The organism is Bacillus sp. COPE52 (genome assembly GCF_003355115.1).
GTDB classification, from domain to species: domain Bacteria; phylum Bacillota; class Bacilli; order Bacillales; family Bacillaceae_G; genus Bacillus_A; species Bacillus_A toyonensis.
The window spans coordinates 2,654,769-2,673,919 of the sequence record NZ_CP031292.1; the positions used below are offsets into that span (position 1 = coordinate 2,654,769).

The window sequence follows — 19,151 nt, forward strand, 5'->3', positions numbered from 1 at the left end:
TTTTTGTTTATGTGTTACTTTCTGCCTGGTTATGACTCACTATCCAGGAGTCATTTATTCATAGTAGTATTTTTAGGGAGACGACAGGTCGTGCATTTTGAAGAATGTAGACTGAGAGTTTATATTATATCAAGGAACAATCTCATAAATAGTACCTTTGTTAAAATCAGATACTTTCATAGAACCGTAAACACCTAAATATAATTTAGTTTGATCCAAATTTGCTCCTAAACTCATATAATAAGCTGCTTGCGTACCAAAATCATAATTGGTTTCAATAACATGAAAGTCATTATGTTTACCGTCTGTACCGGCTCTAGTATATGCTAAAACACCTTTAACTGGAGGACGAGAATCTTCTTTCTTAGCGAGGTCAGTAAATACGACACTACCTGTTAAATTTGGAATTGCAGTCCCCATATATGGCTGAACTCCTGTAAGTGAAGTTCCTCCAAATTTATCCGGTCTAGAGTCTTTATGGAAATAACTAATAAGAGGCTGAATACGCTTCACTGATGTTTGGATTGTTTCATCATAATAAGCCATTATCCTCTCATCCAAAGTAGGATTCTCAGAACAGTGTCTTATAAAAGAGGTTGGTAAATCTCCTTCCCATCCTCGCCAACCAAAATTAAGAAATCCTTCTTGATTAGGAGTAGAACTCATTAAATACGTTTGAACAAGTTCTGTAACCGGAATTGATTTATAATGAACAAACGAGAAAATCGACTCTACGATATCCTGTCCGACATTTCCAGCATATTTGATATATTGATTATAAAACCTTTGGAATGTAATACCGGTTATATTTCGAACACCTTTCGCAATTACTGTAAGGGTTTCTTGTATAGATAAAGGAAGTTCATTAAAGCGCGTTACTACTGGAGGATTATGTATGATTGTATTTTTACTTACATCGATTTCAATGATTTTACCTGCTATTTCTAAATCATCTTGGCTTAAATTAAATGGGTCATAACCTGATCCACCATCTCCATTTGTAAAAACAAGTTTTCCAGTCTCCGGTGAAAAATTTAAACTATTAACGCCGTTATGATTGAAAAATGGCCTTCTTATATTAAGTAATGTTCTTCGTTTTTCAGGTTGACCGTTTGATTGTAAAACCCATTCCTCAATTGCATCAATATGGTCATATTGAGCATCTCTATTTACCCACTTTAAGTTTAAAGATTTAGGGTCACAAGGATTCGGTTTAAATTGTTCTGAAAGCGCACCAGCCCCTTGAGTTCCAGCTACTGAATAATGAAGGTAAAATAAACCGTTATGATTAAATTGTGGATGAAACGCTAGTCCTAGTAACCCTCGCTCATCATAGCCACTACTAGAAACGCCTTCTTCAGATGTGCCTAATTTAATAATCCGATTACGAATATTTAAAAATGTCTTTATCGCTCCGTCTCCTATGTAAAAAATCTCTCCTAATTGAGTTGCGACAAATAGTCTTTCAGTTGAATCACCCGGAAGTATAGTGGTTTTCATCACAGTCGGTAAATTTATATTATGAACAATGGGCCGTAAACTAACTTGAATTTTTGTCAATTAACTTTACACCCCTTTTGCTTCTTTTTATAGAAGAATATGATAAGAGTAGTTCTATTAGTATTAAACAAACGATATTCCTTTTTATTACAATTTTGTATATAATATAAGTATATACAATCTAGGGGGACCAACGATGACAATCGTACTACAAATCATCTTACCACTAATTTTCGCAGTGTATTTATTTATCCTCTATCGTAATGAGAAGTTTGGATCAGCTTCATTCCTTTTAGCGGTCATAATTGGGATTTTCGGTATAGAGAATATTTTTCAATATGCTAGTTTAACAGATCATGCTGTGTATCCATATTGGGGCAGTTTGAAAGCTGTTGTTATCATTTTATCAGTCGTATTTCTATTTAAAAAAGGAGGTCTGACAGGAAAATACTAATTTGTAACGCTGTACATATTTTCTTATCCTATTGCTTTTATTTTACAAAAGAAGAAATGTCCATGTAAAAACAAGAAGGAGTGTGTTACATATGTCTATAAATATTATTTCTATAGTTTCTATAATAATATGGATTGTGTTGATTACAGAACTTATAAAACCTTCAAAAGAACAGAATGGACGAAAAATAGTAACTTTATTAACGGCCGGTTCCGCATCAACAATTATTTTGACGGTTTCATTTATTCAAAATATCCCGTTTTGGAATTGATAGTGATATAATTACAAAAAATATTTATAAATAAAAAAGATTAGGATTCGCTCCTAATCTTTTTTATTATTCAATTGCACCAGCAACGTCATAATCATTTAAATCTAATTCAATTGGTTGTCCTAGCGCTAGTTTAGCTAATTCAGATCCTAAATATGGACCAGCCGTTAAACCTGAAGCTCCTAATCCATTCGCAACGAGAATACCTTCAAAGTTAGGTAGTGGGCCAATAACAGGTAAGAATCCAGGCGTGAATGGTCTGAATCCAACTCTTGTTTCAAGCATTGTAGCATTTTCTAAACCAGGTGCAACTGCTAATGCTTTATGGAATACTTCATGTAAACCACCTGCTGTTACACGATGATCAAAACCAGTGTCGTTTTCATGTGTCGCACCAATTACGACATGACCATTATCAAATGTTAAAATGTATTGATCGTTTGGCGGCATAACAACTGGCATATTTTCTGTTGCTGTATTTTCCATTTGCAGGTGAACAATTTGTCCTTTTTGGAACGTAACTAAGAAATTAATTCCTAATGGGTTTAATATTTCATTCGCCCATGCACCTGCAGTTACAATAACTTTTTCTGCTAAAATTGTTTCATCATTTACTTTAACACCCGTAATATGATTCCCTTCACGGACTAATACTGCATCGCCTTTTAAAAAAGTTGCACCATGTTTTTTCGCAGCGCTTATTAATGCGTTGCGTAATAATCTTCCGTTTACTCTTGCAGCACCACTAATATGAACAGAACTATATTCTTCTGATAATGCCGGGAATAATTTTTTCGTTTCTTCAGCTGATAAACGCGTAATTTCACCAATCTCTGGTGCATCTTCACGTCGTTTATAAGCTCGCTCTTCCATTTGATCTAGTTTTTTCTCGTCAGTATGTAAACTAATTGCACCTACACGGTTGTATCCTGTATCCGTTTCACCGTCTTCTTCTAATTGTTGAATTAACGACGAATAGTAACGCGCACCGCCTTTAACGATTTTATACCACGCTTTATTACGACGTTGTGAAAGCCATGGACATACTATACCTGCTGCTGCATCAGTGGCTTGCCCTAATTGTTGGCGATCCACGATAGTAACATTCGCACCAGCCTTAGCCAGATGATAAGCAGTAGACGCTCCTAAAATTCCAGATCCAACTACAATATACGATTTCATTTCAAACACCTTTTCTCTTTGCTAATTATATAAATATAAGAACATTCTTAAGTATAATAGAAGGAATCCTTTTTTCAATGTACTCATCGCAATTAATTATTTCACCATTGTGACTTTCCTAATCGTTATTTCTTCTGCTTACGGAATAATTCAATTGTTTTATAGCCTTGTGAAAGGATTTCAATCATTTTCTCAAGGCGTTTTTCACGTGTTTTTTCTTGTTTCACTGAAAATAAATTACGTGCCCAATCTTTTTGATATCCAGGAGTTAAACTTTGATAAAACTTAAGTTCATTTGGATGATTAGCTAATAAAGCTTCAACATCTTTAATTCGACCTGCATAATCGGCAACACATTGACTCATAGCAGGCGTTTTCGTCGCTTTTTTCTTTTCACGCTTTAAGCCTACAACAGTAAAGACGTCATCCATACTTACCATTCGAGCAAATTTAATTTCGCTTTCTCCTACATAGCCATCTTCTCCAACGCTTAATGCTGGAAACATCTCATCGCGGTGAATAAACGTACTGTAACGAGCATTACCTTTTTTCGGATATGCGAAAAAGATATAACCTTTTTCAAGTAATAATGCTTCATTACTAATAATAAAATTCGTTTGTTTCACCATTTCATCAAGCGTTTCAACAAAAATAAAAATAGCATCGTGTTCTTTTGAATATGAAGTTTCTTTACCTGTGAAAATGTCATAATCACTTGGTTCGTTAATAACAACCATATTCGTATACTTATTAAGTTTCAATTTATCGATAACTGACATAATAATCTTCCTTTACATTCGAAATTCATTGTACATACTTTTTTATACTGTTCTAGTGTATTATATCTATTTAGAAAATCAAACTTTAAATAGTATTATTCTGTTTCAAAAGAACAAAAATCTTTATTTGAAGAACTGGTTTTACAAGAGGATGATGGAAAGGAACCAGTTTTTAATTCATATGAAGAGGCTGCAGAAACATTAAAAACATTAGAAGAAAACCTTTTAAACCAAAAATTATACAAATAGCCGATTCCGAATAAGAACAGGCTATTTGTACAATCACAACTCAATAGTAAATAAAGTATATAAAAGCTCTCTATATTGATCTTCTGTAATTTCACGCTTAGTTTTTGCTCCATACATCATTTTAGTTAAACTAGAATTCGTTAAAGAGATATGGCCAGCGTTCGTCAACTTTACTGCAATTGATCCTTTATTGAAAATAGACTTTTCATCTTCTACCACTCTTCTTTGAACATCGTTTACTACTGTCTCGTCAATAATATGAGTATAAAAAGCATGACAAACTTTCCATTCTCCAGCAACATCTATTCTTTCTAGAACATAATTGCCTTTACTCGTATCTTTTCGTCTTACCCGGTACGAACCGTTTTTTGAAGAAACAGACTCACCAGTAAAAGGTACAGGAACGAGGGGTACTAACGAAGCTATACCTACATCAATTAAATACTGTACGTTATCTTTATTTAAAATAATTGTTATATGTCCGTCCTCAAGTGCCCAAGCGTTTATATCATTTTTATATACAGTACCTAGTGCGAGTTGTACATCATAACCACTATCTTTTAAAAAATAATAAAAAAGAGTATTTAATTCATAACAAAGCCCACCGCGGGAACTAGTTAAAATTTTCTCTTGTAAGTTTTTCATAGAAATTGCATTTATATTACCTGCTATAACATCTAAATTCTCAAACGGTATTGTGTGAGCAAATGCAAAGAGTATTGTACTTAATTCTTCAAATTTTATTTCAGTACGTTTTTCAAGGTTTAATCTTGTAAAGAGTTGGTCTTGTAACTTTGTCATATTCAGCACCCCTTAATAAGTTATAAGTTTAAATAATATATGCTGATTGTATATGTGATGAGGTACTGTAACAATGTACATTTCGTTTAACTGTACCGGTACAAAAATTCTAATTCACAAGATTGCCTAATATAAGAATTAAAATAAGAGGCATCATTAAAATGCCTCTTATTTACTCTGGGATGTTACGAATATAAATGTAATAGTTTGTCTATGGATACATTATTAATATTACTTAAATCAATAAAATATTGAAGTTGCCACATTTGGCTCTTTTTAGCTTGATTACTAACAGGTTTATCCCATATAGGATAAACTCTCATAGCCATCTTTCCTTTTTGACTTTGAGTTTTTAATATTTTTTCTTCAAGAAGAATCTCTTTTGGGAAAATAAATTGTCCTAGTTTATGATCGTTAATACAAGTGATAACTAATAAGTCAGGAGCAGCGTCATAAGAAAACGCTTGATTTTGCATGTTTTCATTTTTCTCCCAAAAAGAAACAAATTGACCAATTTTGTTAGGAGTAATTTTTGATACTCTAAAACGTATCGTTTTGTTATTTAAGTGAAATAACGCCCCAGCATACTCTGAGTTTTGTCTTTCTTCTTTTAGATTAGTGATTATTAAATTATTATGTTTATATACTATGTTATTTAAATTTTGAATGATATCATTAAAGTTGTTCAAGTAAACGCCCCCTTTATCCATCTTTTAGTTTATCACAAACGTTAGTTCTTATATATCATATAGATAACATATAGTAATAACGACGTGAAAAAGAGGGGTATTTTAGTGGAACATGATTATGCAGGTTGACTAGATTATTTCAATGTACTCAATTTTTCAATTGCTTGTTGTTCAGTTGCTAAGTAAAAAATATCTTTCCCTTTATTACATTCATAAATAAAATCCTTTAAGCTTTTACTAGTATACATAGAGAAATCTCCAACAATAGCAATCTTTACCTTGTAGTTTATAAACTTTTGAAGGATATCGCCCGCAAGCCGTGTTTTTAGATCAAAGAAATCTTCACTTATTAAAGATTTATGGATAATAATATGTTTCGCATCTACCTCATATTGAACTGTTGCCATAGTATCTAATGCAGACTGAACATCCGATATTAATACCTTATCGTTTCTAATGACCGCAATATTGATTCCATCGATTATTACTTTTTTTATTTCCATAGTCCCACCCCTTTATAATTTACACAGTATGAGTAAAATTGTTTTACAAAACTTCGTATTAATCATAGATTAAATTAGCCGCAGCTATTAAAATCGCCTCTATTTTTTATTACTAATACGGTCAATGAAATTAATGGATAGTTTCTCTTTTTTATATTTTTGAATATATATATGAAATTGCTTTTACTTGTTATACAAATATTGTGGAGTAACATAACTTAACAAACTATCCAAAGTGTTAATCTCGGCATATGGTTGTGTTTTGGTAGTATTCTTGATTTTCTGAGGGTTAAACCACACACCTTTTATATTTGCATTTTGAGGACCAGCAATATCCTTTTCTAAGTCATCCCCAACAAATAAAGTATTTTCCGGCTGTAAATCTAGCTTTTTTAATGCTAGTTCGAATATACGTTTATCAGGTTTACTAAATCCCACTTCTTCAGAAATAATGATTGTTTCAAAATACCTATTTAAATTCGTGTTAAATATTTTAGCTTTTTGCCTCTGAGTTGAGCCATTTGTTATAATTCCAACTTTAAAGTGCTTCTTTATTTGATTTAAGAAATGAATAGTATTTTGGTCTATTGAAAAACATCTAGGGAAATTATTATTCCAAAAATCTTGGATGTAATTGCGTGGCAATCTATAACTCGGCGTGAATTCATCAAACAATGATTCTAAAACCGTCGTTTTATTACTTATGCCATATTCTCTTTTATCGTATTCTTTGAATTTCTGTAACATGTTGCTTTTAGCCGCACCATCTACATTTTCATAACACTTTTCTAAAACAATTAAAAATAATGCCTCTACTGCTGTATCCCTATCAAGTAATGTATCATCTAAATCAAACAGTATCGCTTTATAACCCATCAAATAATTTCACAACCTTTCTCGAATGATTTAAATAATCCTTAGTTCACACCTTAAGCGTTTACTAAATTAGCAAAAAAACTCTAAAGTTTGTGACGTACACTCTATAATTTCGCTAGCTTTTTTTATATTGAAATTCATTTCCGTTTCCCCTTCTAGTAAGTAGCGAAAGTATATGTTCACACAGTTTAAGAAATCACATGTAATTCCCAATATTATACATTAGTTTTTTGGAAATATAAATCGTTCAGCTTTTCATACGATAAGTTTTTCAAGCATACAATTATTTTTTCATAAAACGGAATATGGCTAATAATATTTTTTTGGAGAATACACATTCTTGAAAATGAAGCTAATACGTTAAACGTCCTATGAAGTTCCTATTGTATCTCCACATAAACTCCAGATAGTACGGCTATAATGACTACCAGAGGTGATATTATGAAAAACTATCATATTCTCGTGGTAGAGGATGATCAAGAAATTCAGGAATTAATTAAACAATTTTTAATGACACAGCATTATACAGTGGTAGTCGCTTCAGATGGACTAGAGGGTATGACACAATTTAATAAGCAATCATTTGATTTAGTTCTTCTAGATGTCATGATGCCCAATCTTAATGGGTTTGAAGTTTCTAAAATGATTCGAAGTCAGTCAAACGTACCAATTATTATGCTAACTGCGTTAGAAGAAGAAGAAGATCAAATGAAAGGATTCGACCTTGGGATCGATGATTATATAACAAAGCCCTTTTCATTTCATGTTTTGATTAGACGAGTCGAAGCTGTACTTAGAAGAAGTTATGATAAAAATGTAAATAATCATTTGATATTTAAAGAAGTGCGTATTGATGTGGATGCATATAGAGTATATGTAAATGACGTTGAAATTATATTAACGACAAAAGAGTTTGAAATTCTACAACTACTATTTCAAAATGAGAGAAAAGTACTTACAAGAGAAAATATCGTAGAAAAGGTTTGGGGTTACGATTATTTTGGAGAAACACGAATAATCGATACACATATTAAAAACCTACGCAAAAAATTAGCTATCCCTTATATTAAAACAATAAAGGGTATTGGATATAAAATTGATGAATAGTATTGTGAAACTCATGAAAATGAAGCAAATTACTTATAAACTCTTTATGACTACATCTCTCATTTTATTATCCTTTGCAATATTGATTTATTTAACTTTATACTTCTTTCTTCCGACGTTTTATGAGCAATATAAAACAGATCAACTTCAAACAGGGATAAACGAAATCATTGATAAATCTAAAAATCTTACGTTTCAAGATGCGATACCACTTTTTGATGAATACGCCAAAAAAAATAATGCGATGCTTTATCTTCAAAATAAAGAAGGAATAATGATTTACTCTCCTTCATTTTCTTTTATTCAAAGTGGTACGCAAAAAACAGTAGTTACTAAAGCAACACGATTCGAGAATGCAAGTACCCTTAGCAATTCATATAACGTTACGAAACCAATTCAATTTCAAGATGGTAGTTTAACGCTTGTAGTGTTTGCTACATTTCAACCGATTGATGAAGCTTCACAGGTTTTAGTACGCTTTCTCCCCTATATTAGTATCATTGTGCTCGTTATTGGTATAGGGAGTGCTTATTTTTATTCCAGGTTTATTACAAAGCCACTTATTTATATTAATGAAGGTGCACAAAAGATGGCAAATTTAGATTTCTCCGAAAAAATTGAGGTTCGCTCTACAGATGAGTTAGGAGAATTATCTAATAGTTTGAATGACATGTCTATTAACTTGCAACAAGCTATGTTTGATTTAAAAAAAGCAAATGAACAATTAAAAAATGATATTGAAAAAGAAAGAGAAATAGAAACAAAACGCAGAGAGTTTTTTGCGATTGTAGCACATGAATTAAAGTCCCCTCTTACTGTAATGAAAGGATACTTAGAAGGAATGATATACAATATTGGCCCTTATCAAAATCGCGATCAATATTTAAAGAAGAATCATCAAATTATTGAAAGTATGGAACAATTAGTTCGTGAAATTTTAAGCGTATCGAAATTAGAACAACACACCTTTAAACTAAAAGTAGAAAAAGTTAATCTTTCAAAGTTAATAAATACAATTACAAAAGATCTCGAATTTTTCGCTTCACAAAAAAACATCCAAATAATAAAAGAAATTGATTCTGATCTTTCCGTTTATACAGATTATGTTCTTTTAGAAAAAGCATGTAAAAATATTATCCATAATGCGGTTATGTATTCACCACATAATGAAAAAGTTTATATACAGTTAAGTAAGGATCCTAAACAAGGTCAAATTAAAATACAAATTATGAATACAGGTGTCAATATTAAAGAAGAAGATATACAACAAATTTTCAAACCGTTTTATCGAATTGAAAAATCAAGGAATCGAAATACTGGAGGAAGCGGTTTAGGACTGTATATTGTGAAACAAATTCTTGAAACGCTAGATATAAAGTATTCTATAAAAAATATGGAACATAGTGTGCAATTTTGTATGAACATTCCATTATCTAAACAAAAAACAAATAAACTCCCCTCTTAGTAGGACGAGTTTATTTGTTTTTGTAGTAAGTATAAACTTATGATGAAATCATTGTAGTGGAAATAGATTATGAAATTGATTCAAGTTTAGGATAGTTCATTTTATAATTTGATTTTGGAGTTAGCATAACAATTATATATATAAAATCCTTAAATAGATTTGATCACTAGTTGGTTTTAGAAAACCTATAGTTATTACCATTGATGTTGAGGCACAGACCGCAAATCAGAAAAAACCCACACTAAGAAAAATAAAAGCCTTGCTGCATTTGAAGTATGGCAAGGCTTTTTTAAATTGCTCAATTCTTGTTCCACTAACGTCTTTGTTAGCTAAAAATTTAATTGTTTTAATAGCCTTTTGTTTAATTCCCACAATGCTGTTTTGTTGCTATCCCATTTCAAAAGCGTTACTGCTTCCTCAAAGCATAACCATTTATAATTGAAGTGTTCCTTAGATAATGAAATATTTTTTGTAGGAACTTTAACTCCAAAAGAAAATTCTTTTATTACATAAACATCTTCTCCCCAAAGGAATCCTCCAACTACATCCTCTACTGGTAATGAAGACACAGAATCTAATGTTATATATGGACATTCTCTTATAATACCAGCCTCTTCAAACGCTTCCCGTTTTGCTGATTCAATAGGAGTCTCACCATCTTCTCCACCACCAGCTATTCCTTGCCAATAACCATAATCACTTCGGTTAAAAATGGCATATTGAATGGAATCGTCAGTTTTTATATAAGGAAAAATCAATACTTGATATGGTGCTCTCATTGTTTAACCTCCTCCCGAAAATAAACTTTAAATAAATATGATCAATTTATTCACTAACTTGCCATTTTAGTGAATAAAGAGCCGACATCACAATTCTACATTAATAATGCAGGTTTATGGTCGCGGCTCTCCATTTTTAAAGAATTTTATTTTTCATAAACGGGGGTCACGATACATTTCCATCATCTCAAGAGGTTTTAATACCCTCAAAAGCGTTATCTTTTCTAAGCAAGGTAAATTAGAAAGGATGACGTTTTCTTATAAATCCCTCGATTCAAGATGAACTACTACCATTTGCAGAAGAATTACAACAATATCACACGTACGGTTTCCGAATCCATCATATCCATACGCATTGATCGTTCCATCTGCCAATGTTTCTTTCTTTAATTGATTAATAGAATCGTATTCATAGGAAACAGTTCGTAAAGATTCGTCCCTATATTTCTAACGTATTAAGATTTATAAAAGTTTTTTACAATTTTATATTTGATTTTTTAGTAACTCAACATATCATATCGTTAGGACTGAGTTACATATTTTGAAATCATCATCAGGAAAATCTGCAGATGTGCGGGTTCTTTTTTATAACATAGCGTCAGATAGTAGAGGCGAAACGAATGGGAACTTTAAAGTCTTGAAAACGTGATACATATCTTTTTATTGCGATGTTAATTTATTTTTCTAGCATCTTCATCTCACTACTTATTATGGACAGTACATTTAACTGGTTAAGCTTTATACTTGCACTGCTATCCTTATGTGCCTTAGCCTTAGCCTTCACCATACAAGACATTAAAAATAAGAATTACAGAATAAAATAAAAAAGCATCTGATTCAGATGCTTAACTCTCAATTTTATAGAATATTGACGCCCATGACCATACAGCTACCAAATACAATACATAGTAAACCTAACAGGATTAAAAACTCTGGTAGATCAAAGTGGTCTAGTAGCGCACCTATTAATAATCCAAAGGGATAGAATACAATTTCGATCCAGGTTACGCCCCCTGCTTTTTTTATTTCTCGGTAAGATACAATGCTAACAATTAAAATGCCTAACACAATCAATCCTATCCCTAACATCATTCATCAATTCACCCTTTTTAAAATTTAAAAATCTAGCTTTTCACTTTCATATACTGCTCTTTTACACGTGCCAGTAAGTCCCGCAGCTTATTTTCTACAGGATGTTCTTGATTTTCTGGTACTTCTCTTCCATTTGATGAAAAGCTTTGTGAGCATGCACTTTGTGTAACTTCAAATTTTGCATATGGGAAAGTGTGCTCATTTTCTTCACCAACGTTTTCAGTAGTGCTTCCATTTGAACCAGCGCGTATGCAGTTCTCGTCAAGTTTTGTGCGCTTCCCTTCCTTGTTTACCGTGTAATAGGTATCGTTGACCGTACCATATTTCATATCGGCTGTAGATGTTACTGCGGTTCCGTCTGCGGTGAATGTAACTACACGAAAACTATCTTCTTCTGGCAACAATTCCGCTCCAGGTACATTGTATAGTACCACTAAATCTCCTTCGTACGCTTCAGGAATGAGATAAATCGTATTTGTGGTGTCTTTTCCAAATCGGATACAACCGCTTAATACAATCATAAAAAAGATTCCGAAATAAATTATTACTTTTCTCATAGAGTCTCTCCCGCTATTTGTAAGAATGGTATAGTATTTATTATATAATGCAATATATTTCCTTGGATAGAATAAGTTTCTGGTTTAAAGACAACCTTCCTTAGCTTGATGGTGATGTGGTATTCCCTAAAAAGAAAGACTAAGGAAGGTCCCATAAACTAAAGCTCTCCTTTAGTTGAAAAAAAGGAATCCTCTCATTGTTTCTCACTTTGTAAATCTTATTGTTTACTAAAGATAAAGTGGTCTTCAGGCTTCCAAACGTGCAGATGGTCAGGAATGTATCTGCGTAGCCACAACATGACATTAATTCGTCTAGGATAAAAGCCATTTGAAAAATCATCGTCTTTAGATAATATTTCCAATGATATTGTGATGAAGCTTGTTGTTTTTGTGATTTTTATAAATAAAATTAATGGATATATTAAAAACCGTACTCATAAATGGAACAAATGTGTTACTTAGATTGTCTATTACGTATAAAAAGGTGTTCTTGGTAGTTCTCTCCTTTTGTAATGCAAGAAATACAAGATGAGTCCTATCCTGTACATTTGTTAATTGTATTGGTATGTAAAATACCAATACAAAATCCATAAATTCTTGAAAGAGGTTGAAAATGTATGATCGTTCCAAAGAAGTTTTTTCACATTTCGCATTATAAAAAGATGCTACCTGTAGTATTACTTTCATGTGTAACGCTTATAGGCTGTTCCAATAGTAATATTCAATCCGAACCTCCGAAACAAACAAAACAAGAAAATACAAGTAATCATTCTTTTGTTAAACTTGAAAAAGAATATGATGCTAAACTTGGTATTTATGCATTGGACACAAGTACGAATCAAACTGTTACTTATCGTTCAGATGAACGTTTTGCATACGCATCTACCCACAAAGCACTTGCTGTTGGAGCACTGTTACAAAAGAAATCAATAGAAGATTTAGAACAAAGAATTAAGTATACTAGCAAAGATCTTGTGAATTACAATCCAATTACTGAAAAATATGTAGATACAGGTATGACTTTGAAAGAACTTGCGGATGCTTCCATTCGATATAGCGATAATACTGCACAAAATCTTATTCTTAAGCAATTAGGTGGGCCAAGTGAATTCAAAAAATCACTGAGAGAAATAGGAGATACTGTCACAAATCCTGAACGTTTTGAACCAGAATTAAACGAAGTGCAGCCAGGAGACACTCGTGACACTAGTACCCCAAAGGCATTAGCTACTAGTCTTCAAGCTTATGCGCTAGGCGATATACTTTCAATTGAGAATCGGAACTTTTTAATAGATTTGATGAAAAGAAATACTACGGGGGACAACTTAATTCGTGCTGGAGTTCCAGGAGAATGGGAAGTAGCCGATAAGACTGGCTCTGGATCTTATGGAACAAGGAATGATATCGCAATCATTTGGCCACCAAATAAGAAGCCAATTATTCTTGCGATACTTTCTAATCATGCGAAAGAGGATGCGAAGTACGATGATAAGCTTATTGCAGATGCAACGAAAATAGTGTTAGATGTTTTAAAAGTAACGAATAAATAATAATAGTCATGAATGTAAGCTGCTCCTACTTTACGGTACATATCGTTTGAAAGACATTTACGTATATAAACGCTAAGAAGTATCATTGAATGTATTTAAATTATTCAATACCAAATAATAAGCATCTCTTGTTAAAAGGGTGATTATGTTTTAAATGAGCAAATACTTTATATATAGCTTTTGAGTAATCCAATTTTAGTTTTTTGAAATTTAGTATGCAGCACTGGAATACACGTTTATTCACTATAGTTGTCGAATATTCTGTGCTTAATTATCTCCAGACTGATATACTATAAACACAATTGTTCTTGAAGGGTGATGATATTATGTATGAACAACAAAATAATAGGGATAGAGATCAAAAAATGATGTTTTCTATGCAAGGAATTCCCACAAATAAAGTTAACATGAATCAATTACCTAAATGGATTAGAATTTTCGGCTATTGTGCGTTTGGTTGGATGATAGTATTTAGTTTCATTATGATTGTAGGTTTAATTCTTCAATAACTATACAGATAAACAATTAAACAGGACGGTATTTAGATCATATATCTAGGTAATGTCCTGTTTTTCATATATAATTCCTCATTGATATAGTTAACCGGTCATAACAAAAAGAACCTGTAGAATATTCTACAAGTTCTTTTTTTAATATTGTTAAAAAAGGAACAACAAACTATCTTAACATTCAATACAGGGAGACCATTTTGATTATGGCTTGGTTTTATTGTATATCAATTATTAATATTTGAAGAAATATTTTTTAATATTATGTGAATTAAAAACCTAGAGTGTTTATTTTAAATTTCATTTACTACTAACTTCTTCTTACTTAAATAAACTGCACGATCAGATTTTTTAGCAACTTCCTGTGAGTGCGTCACAACAATAATACATTTATTTTCTTTATGTGCAAGTTCTTGAAACAGTTCTATTATATCCATTGCCGTTTCTTCGTCGAGGTTTCCTGTTGGCTCATCCGCAATCAGTAAATCAACATTACAAGATAATGCTCGAGCAATTGCTACACGCTGTTGTTGCCCGCCACTTAGTTGCAGAACGTTACGTTTCGCTTCTACTTCTGTGAGTCCTACCTTTTCTAATAATTCTAATGCCCTTGCAGTTTTATTTTGCACTTTAACACCTGTAATTTCCATTGCTGTTAGGACATTTTGAAGAGCAGTCATATAGGTAATCAAATTATAAGATTGGAAAATTACAGATACATGTTGATTGCGGTATCGATCCAAACCAATTTTTCGAATATCTTTTCCATTATACAGGACATAACCATTTTTAGGGACATCCAGTCCGCAACCTAAGCTCAGAGTTGTGGTTTTACCAGATCCAGATGGTCCTAAAATTGTGTAGAAATGCCCTTTTTGAAAAGAAAAATTAACATTATCTAGTATCGCTACATTTTTCCCATTACTTTCATAATAATAATCCAAATTTTTAAATTGTAAAATCGTTTCCATATCGATCCTCCTTATTCATCTTTTAAAAGAATTTGTTTTGGATTTAAACGTAGAATTGATAATGCTGGAAGAAGCGTTGCTAATATAGCAATAGCTAGTCCTATCCCTCCCATTTTGCCTACATCTTCTCCTGTTATACTTACATCAATTTTATCAATCGGATCCTCTTTTTGATTTTGTACAGTTCCACCAGGTCCAGACATCATTACAGTCCCATTTTGCGGGTTGTTTGTTTCTTCGCTTGCTGTAGCAACTTCACTTGAAAGTAAATTATCCCCTATATATTGAGAAACTTTAGCTCCTGTTGTTATGGATAATCCAAAAGATAAAATAGCAATACATACTACTTCTACTACGAACTGCGCCATCAGCTTCCACTTTTTTTCTCCAATGGACAATAGAATCCCCATTTCTTTACGACGTCCTTTAATCGATAACATAATGATTAATCCTAATATAATCGCACCTGCAATTGATACAATATAAATAATCATTTGAGAAGTAGATGAGATATTTTCGATAGGCCCAATCATTTGTTTGTACAATGAATCATGTGCATCTAATTTATAGTAATTAAAATTAATCTTAGATTTTTTTGCTTCTTTTTTAAATGCTTCAATGTTTTGTGGGTCTTTCAAGAAATACACGACTTGAATGCTACTTATACCTTGATCTACTTCAAATTTTTTCATAGTTGAATGCGGCATATATAGTTTATTAGCTGGATCCATTATAGGAGGGGCCTGTTGACCCATTGCTTGCTCATTCGTTTCGTAAATACCGATAATTTCAACCTCGAGGGTTTCCTTCTTATCCCCTGATTGCACTTTAACTTTGTCTCCTACTTTCAAATTGTTTAATTCCGCTAATCGTTTTTCCATTAAAGCTACATTCTGATCTTTCATCTGTTCTGTAATTGGTTTCCCATCAATGATTTTACTTTTTCCGTTCTTAAAGCTTTCTTGTAATGCAGTCTTGCGAACTCCCTCAATCATAAAGGAAGCATTCATATCTATTTCTGTACCGGAGCTTGAACCGCCTCGTACAGCCGCCATTCCCGCTTTACCCTTTCCTTCTTCTTCTCCTTCTGAAGCTCCTACTAGTTTAAGTCCATCCGAGATTCCGAATGTATTGCTTATGTAATTATAGTCTTTTACATACTTTGACTTCGCTAATTGATCTGCTTCTTTCGTGTTGAGCTTCGGTGGATTAGGCATCTCTCCAGTTTCCTGAGCCTGTTGACCTAATTTGTCAAAATCAAGACTTAAAGTAACATCTGCACCTAGTTTTTTTCTTGCTGCATCCGCAGCTTTTTTTGATGCATTTTGGATTGTAAATCCTGCCAACACTAAATTTGTAACAATTAGGAAGACTGCCATCAAAATTAATGATGTTCCTACTCTTTTTTTCATACTGAGAATTGCTCTTTTCATAAAGTTCATTTTTTTCTTACCTCCTTGATAACTTATATTCTATATAGGTTATCTAGAGTCTATATGGAGCTAATCGGTAGTTTATCTAGAGATATAAGGAGTTTATGTGTAGTTATGCAATGACTTAGTCAAGAACTATTGGTAAGGAGGTAGTCTTATTGGTTAAGATTCATTGAATGAGAGCATAAAAATCTATGCTTATTATGTAATTTCTATAGAGCAAATTAAAAGCACCCTATTTGAATGGTTATATGTGTGTTTGTTAAATATGAAAATCTATTAATGAGTTGGTCGGATTTTTTAATAATAATATTGTGTTAAAAAGCCTAACATATCATTTTATAAGTTAGGCTTTTATGTTATCTATAAGAAAAAGTTATAGAGACTCATAATATTTTATAATTTAACCTATTGTATTTAAACAAGTAAAATAAAAGTAACAAGTGCATACATTAAGGAGGTTTTTTAATAGTGACAGAAACTATAACATTTAGGATTGCTACGGCAGATGATTTAGATGATATTGTAAAAATGCTTGCTGATGATGTTTTAGGCAATAAAAGAGAGCGCTATGAAACACCACTCCCTGATAGTTATATAAGAGCATTTCATGCTATTGATTGTGATCCAAATAATGAGTTGATTGTAGCGTGTGATGGGACGGAGATTGTTGGTCTTCAACAAATTACATTTACGCCTTACATTGCACGTCAAGGGGGTTGGAGAGCTACTATTGAGGGGGTACGGACAGTCTCATCAAAACGTGGTAAAGGTATAGGAACTAAACTTATTAAATGGGCTATTCAACGTGCTACATTGCGGGGATGTCATTTAGTACAGTTAACAACAGATAAAGAACGACAGGAAGCGTTGCAATTTTATAAGAAATTAGGATTTAAAGATTCTCATGAAGGATTAAAACTTTTTCTTTAATGAATATTGTTATTTATATAGCAAAAAGACGCATATTGTAAGGTTCATTGACTATCGGCTTCGAAAACTATAGTAACTATCACTGTATAAAATATACAAATTGACACATTGTTTATCATATAAATTACATCACTTCAAACGGTGTATCTTTTGATACGTAAATAAGCAAGTTAATGTTCTCTCATATGAATGAGAATATTAATTTGTTTTTTAAATTGTAGTATAAATTATTTATGGTTTTATTATATTATTAGTTTTATAATATACAAATTCATCACCTGGTTTTATACTTCAAGCACGTAATATTAGGTAAAAAGAATATCTTTAATTTAATATACAGCATAAATAAAACATAAATTTTGTCCATGTTTTAAATAATATGTATTTTGGAGGAAGTTAATTTGATTTTTTCAAAACTCATTGATCGATACGCCTTGTATGATTTGCACAAAAAAAGAAGTGGAGAGTTTCAATATACTTCTCTTTCTAACACCGCACTAGATATAAAGGACATAGAATTTTTTTATAAAGTACAACCATCTAATATTCATTTTAACATTAAGCATGCAAAGCAAGAAAAGGAATACATGGTTGGACAGTTCAAATATAAAAGCTCGGTTCAATCTGGTGATTCACGCAACGATTCTGTAACTGGGGAATTATTTTTACATGAAAACGAAGATGCACCTCATGTCATCTTCGTTCACGGTTGGAGAATGGATTCTAACGAACGTGTAAAAAAAATATTTCACGACCATATGACTAACTTGAAGTGGAATATGTATTATTTTACTCTACCCTATCATTTTGAAAGAAAACCCAACCAATCCCTATTCAGTGGAGAGTACATGGTAAGTGCTAATATTGAACGAACTGTACAAGCCACTAGACAAGCGGTAGCTGATTTACGAACTTTGATTAAATGGATTAAAGCAAATAAAAATGGTCCCTTGATTTTAATAGGAATCAGTTTAGGTGGGGTTATTACAAACCTAACAGCTCTTGTTGAATCAGACATTGATGTATTGGCATCCATTTTCTACGCGAATCGACTTTCATATTCAATTTGGAAGACAAATCCAGGTAAATTCATTAGAAAAGATTTGGAACATCATGGTGTAACGTATAATGATTTAATAGATTATTGGAAAATCACTGAACCGAGTCAAGCATTACCAAAAGTGAAAAAAGAAAATATTTTATTAATTTCAGGCAAGCACGATCTATATGTGCACCGTGAGGATACGGACTACTTGTGGGCATCTTGGGAAAAACCTACTCGATATATTTATACATGTGGGCATGCTGGGATTGTTCTTAAACGTAAAAAAATTGCAGCTGATACTATCAATTTTATTCAGAATCAATTGAACTCCCCACACTTTCCCAATGTGATGCTTTAAAGTAAGAGATTACTAAGTACAGGATTTTATACTTATAATGTTTTATTT

General features: G+C 32.2%; 21 protein-coding genes. 8 read left to right on the forward strand and 13 right to left on the reverse strand.

The genetic code is table 11. The features are described from left to right. Window positions 1-129: 129 nt before the first annotated feature. Window positions 130-1,560 (reverse strand): PQQ-dependent sugar dehydrogenase, encoded by a 1,431-nt coding sequence (locus tag DPQ31_RS13190; RefSeq protein ID WP_199631648.1) that lies wholly within the window; start codon window positions 1,558-1,560, stop codon window positions 130-132. A gap of 136 nt (window positions 1,561-1,696) precedes the next feature. Here DPQ31_RS13190 and DPQ31_RS13195 point away from each other — a divergent pair, with 136 nt between their 5' ends. Further along, on the forward strand, window positions 1,697-1,954 hold the full coding sequence (locus DPQ31_RS13195; RefSeq protein WP_208732025.1) for a hypothetical protein: 258 nt from the start codon (window positions 1,697-1,699) through the stop codon (window positions 1,952-1,954). Between the two features lie 91 nt (window positions 1,955-2,045). Then, entirely contained in the window at window positions 2,046-2,225 is a 180-nt protein-coding gene (locus DPQ31_RS13200; RefSeq protein ID WP_140158463.1) for a hypothetical protein, read from the forward strand. A 66-nt stretch (window positions 2,226-2,291) separates the two neighbouring features. On the opposite strand, the gene DPQ31_RS13205 is transcribed toward DPQ31_RS13200, so the two are convergent. The 6 genes from DPQ31_RS13205 to DPQ31_RS13230 form a co-directional block, all read right to left on the reverse strand. Beyond that, a complete protein-coding gene (locus tag DPQ31_RS13205) occupies window positions 2,292-3,407 on the reverse strand; it encodes an NAD(P)/FAD-dependent oxidoreductase (RefSeq protein ID WP_033663300.1) in 1,116 nt (371 codons plus the stop codon). A gap of 125 nt (window positions 3,408-3,532) precedes the next feature. Then, entirely contained in the window at window positions 3,533-4,186 is a 654-nt protein-coding gene (locus DPQ31_RS13210; protein WP_208732026.1) for a YdeI/OmpD-associated family protein, read from the reverse strand. Between the two features lie 282 nt (window positions 4,187-4,468). Then, window positions 4,469-5,236, reverse strand: coding sequence for an arylamine N-acetyltransferase family protein (locus tag DPQ31_RS13215; protein ID WP_000164015.1), 768 nt, complete (start codon window positions 5,234-5,236; stop codon window positions 4,469-4,471). Between the two features lie 185 nt (window positions 5,237-5,421). Next, a complete protein-coding gene (locus tag DPQ31_RS13220) occupies window positions 5,422-5,925 on the reverse strand; it encodes a MepB family protein (RefSeq protein WP_208732027.1) in 504 nt (167 codons plus the stop codon). A gap of 134 nt (window positions 5,926-6,059) precedes the next feature. Then, window positions 6,060-6,428: a DUF4180 domain-containing protein gene (locus DPQ31_RS13225; protein WP_097958643.1), complete on the reverse strand. Its 369-nt coding sequence runs from the start codon at window positions 6,426-6,428 to the stop codon at window positions 6,060-6,062. Window positions 6,429-6,611: 183 nt separating this feature from the next. Further along, window positions 6,612-7,304 (reverse strand): HAD family hydrolase, encoded by a 693-nt coding sequence (locus DPQ31_RS13230; RefSeq protein ID WP_208732097.1) that lies wholly within the window; start codon window positions 7,302-7,304, stop codon window positions 6,612-6,614. Between the two features lie 441 nt (window positions 7,305-7,745). Here DPQ31_RS13230 and DPQ31_RS13235 point away from each other — a divergent pair, with 441 nt between their 5' ends. After that, window positions 7,746-8,411 (forward strand): response regulator transcription factor, encoded by a 666-nt coding sequence (locus tag DPQ31_RS13235; RefSeq protein WP_000800728.1) that lies wholly within the window; start codon window positions 7,746-7,748, stop codon window positions 8,409-8,411. Further along, window positions 8,404-9,876 (forward strand): sensor histidine kinase, encoded by a 1,473-nt coding sequence (locus DPQ31_RS13240; protein ID WP_097952574.1) that lies wholly within the window; start codon window positions 8,404-8,406, stop codon window positions 9,874-9,876. The genes DPQ31_RS13235 and DPQ31_RS13240 overlap by 8 nt, the downstream gene beginning before the upstream one ends. A 329-nt stretch (window positions 9,877-10,205) precedes the next feature. Here the strand turns inward: DPQ31_RS13240 and DPQ31_RS13245 are convergent, their stop codons facing one another. From DPQ31_RS13245 to DPQ31_RS13260, 4 genes are all read right to left on the reverse strand, one after another. Beyond that, window positions 10,206-10,655: an NUDIX hydrolase gene (locus DPQ31_RS13245; protein ID WP_001202610.1), complete on the reverse strand. Its 450-nt coding sequence runs from the start codon at window positions 10,653-10,655 to the stop codon at window positions 10,206-10,208. Window positions 10,656-10,913: 258 nt separating this feature from the next. Continuing rightward, complete coding sequence (locus DPQ31_RS13250; protein WP_079996474.1) at window positions 10,914-11,054, reverse strand: RHS repeat domain-containing protein; 141 nt, start codon at window positions 11,052-11,054, stop codon at window positions 10,914-10,916. A gap of 459 nt (window positions 11,055-11,513) precedes the next feature. Next, a complete protein-coding gene (locus DPQ31_RS13255; RefSeq protein WP_000979111.1) occupies window positions 11,514-11,747 on the reverse strand; it encodes a hypothetical protein in 234 nt (77 codons plus the stop codon). A 32-nt stretch (window positions 11,748-11,779) separates the two neighbouring features. Next, the gene (locus tag DPQ31_RS13260; protein WP_097958647.1) at window positions 11,780-12,304 is read right to left on the reverse strand and encodes a DUF6843 domain-containing protein; all 525 of its coding nucleotides are present in this window, start codon (window positions 12,302-12,304) and stop codon (window positions 11,780-11,782) included. A 617-nt stretch (window positions 12,305-12,921) separates the two neighbouring features. Between DPQ31_RS13260 and bla the strand changes: the two genes are divergently transcribed. Both bla and DPQ31_RS13270 read left to right on the forward strand, forming a co-directional pair. After that, entirely contained in the window at window positions 12,922-13,854 is a 933-nt protein-coding gene (gene bla / locus DPQ31_RS13265; protein WP_097958649.1) for a class A beta-lactamase, read from the forward strand. Window positions 13,855-14,180: 326 nt separating this feature from the next. Then, window positions 14,181-14,363, forward strand: a complete 183-nt coding sequence (locus DPQ31_RS13270; RefSeq protein WP_000273228.1) for a hypothetical protein — start codon at window positions 14,181-14,183, stop codon at window positions 14,361-14,363. A 293-nt stretch (window positions 14,364-14,656) separates the two neighbouring features. Here the strand turns inward: DPQ31_RS13270 and DPQ31_RS13275 are convergent, their stop codons facing one another. Next, the gene (locus DPQ31_RS13275) at window positions 14,657-15,334 is read right to left on the reverse strand and encodes an ABC transporter ATP-binding protein (RefSeq protein WP_000447845.1); all 678 of its coding nucleotides are present in this window, start codon (window positions 15,332-15,334) and stop codon (window positions 14,657-14,659) included. An 11-nt stretch (window positions 15,335-15,345) separates the two neighbouring features. Continuing rightward, on the reverse strand, window positions 15,346-16,776 hold the full coding sequence (locus DPQ31_RS13280) for an ABC transporter permease (RefSeq protein WP_199631643.1): 1,431 nt from the start codon (window positions 16,774-16,776) through the stop codon (window positions 15,346-15,348). Between the two features lie 462 nt (window positions 16,777-17,238). Here DPQ31_RS13280 and DPQ31_RS13285 point away from each other — a divergent pair, with 462 nt between their 5' ends. Together DPQ31_RS13285 and DPQ31_RS13290 are read left to right on the forward strand one after the other, a co-directional pair. Further along, window positions 17,239-17,700 (forward strand): GNAT family N-acetyltransferase, encoded by a 462-nt coding sequence (locus DPQ31_RS13285; RefSeq protein WP_000140903.1) that lies wholly within the window; start codon window positions 17,239-17,241, stop codon window positions 17,698-17,700. A gap of 401 nt (window positions 17,701-18,101) precedes the next feature. After that, entirely contained in the window at window positions 18,102-19,103 is a 1,002-nt protein-coding gene (locus DPQ31_RS13290; protein ID WP_208732028.1) for an alpha/beta hydrolase, read from the forward strand. Window positions 19,104-19,151 lie beyond the last annotated feature (48 nt).

What these genes read in the sequence shown, in the direction of transcription:
- DPQ31_RS13235 (WP_000800728.1), top strand. Translation starts at nt 7,746, where the DNA reads ATGAAAAACTATCATATTCTCGTGGTAGAGGATGATCAAGAAATTCAG.
- DPQ31_RS13230 (WP_208732097.1), bottom strand. Translation starts at nt 7,304, where the DNA reads ATGGGTTATAAAGCGATACTGTTTGATTTAGATGATACATTACTTGAT.
- DPQ31_RS13200 (WP_140158463.1), top strand. Translation starts at nt 2,046, where the DNA reads ATGTCTATAAATATTATTTCTATAGTTTCTATAATAATATGGATTGTG.
- DPQ31_RS13260 (WP_097958647.1), bottom strand. Translation starts at nt 12,304, where the DNA reads ATGAGAAAAGTAATAATTTATTTCGGAATCTTTTTTATGATTGTATTA.
- DPQ31_RS13270 (WP_000273228.1), top strand. Translation starts at nt 14,181, where the DNA reads ATGTATGAACAACAAAATAATAGGGATAGAGATCAAAAAATGATGTTT.
- DPQ31_RS13225 (WP_097958643.1), bottom strand. Translation starts at nt 6,428, where the DNA reads ATGGAAATAAAAAAAGTAATAATCGATGGAATCAATATTGCGGTCATT.
- DPQ31_RS13210 (WP_208732026.1), bottom strand. Translation starts at nt 4,186, where the DNA reads ATGTCAGTTATCGATAAATTGAAACTTAATAAGTATACGAATATGGTT.
- DPQ31_RS13275 (WP_000447845.1), bottom strand. Translation starts at nt 15,334, where the DNA reads ATGGAAACGATTTTACAATTTAAAAATTTGGATTATTATTATGAAAGT.
- bla (WP_097958649.1), top strand. Translation starts at nt 12,922, where the DNA reads ATGATCGTTCCAAAGAAGTTTTTTCACATTTCGCATTATAAAAAGATG.
- DPQ31_RS13195 (WP_208732025.1), top strand. Translation starts at nt 1,697, where the DNA reads ATGACAATCGTACTACAAATCATCTTACCACTAATTTTCGCAGTGTAT.
- DPQ31_RS13215 (WP_000164015.1), bottom strand. Translation starts at nt 5,236, where the DNA reads ATGACAAAGTTACAAGACCAACTCTTTACAAGATTAAACCTTGAAAAA.
- DPQ31_RS13205 (WP_033663300.1), bottom strand. Translation starts at nt 3,407, where the DNA reads ATGAAATCGTATATTGTAGTTGGATCTGGAATTTTAGGAGCGTCTACT.
- DPQ31_RS13255 (WP_000979111.1), bottom strand. Translation starts at nt 11,747, where the DNA reads ATGATGTTAGGGATAGGATTGATTGTGTTAGGCATTTTAATTGTTAGC.
- DPQ31_RS13280 (WP_199631643.1), bottom strand. Translation starts at nt 16,776, where the DNA reads ATGAACTTTATGAAAAGAGCAATTCTCAGTATGAAAAAAAGAGTAGGA.
- DPQ31_RS13245 (WP_001202610.1), bottom strand. Translation starts at nt 10,655, where the DNA reads ATGAGAGCACCATATCAAGTATTGATTTTTCCTTATATAAAAACTGAC.
- DPQ31_RS13240 (WP_097952574.1), top strand. Translation starts at nt 8,404, where the DNA reads ATGAATAGTATTGTGAAACTCATGAAAATGAAGCAAATTACTTATAAA.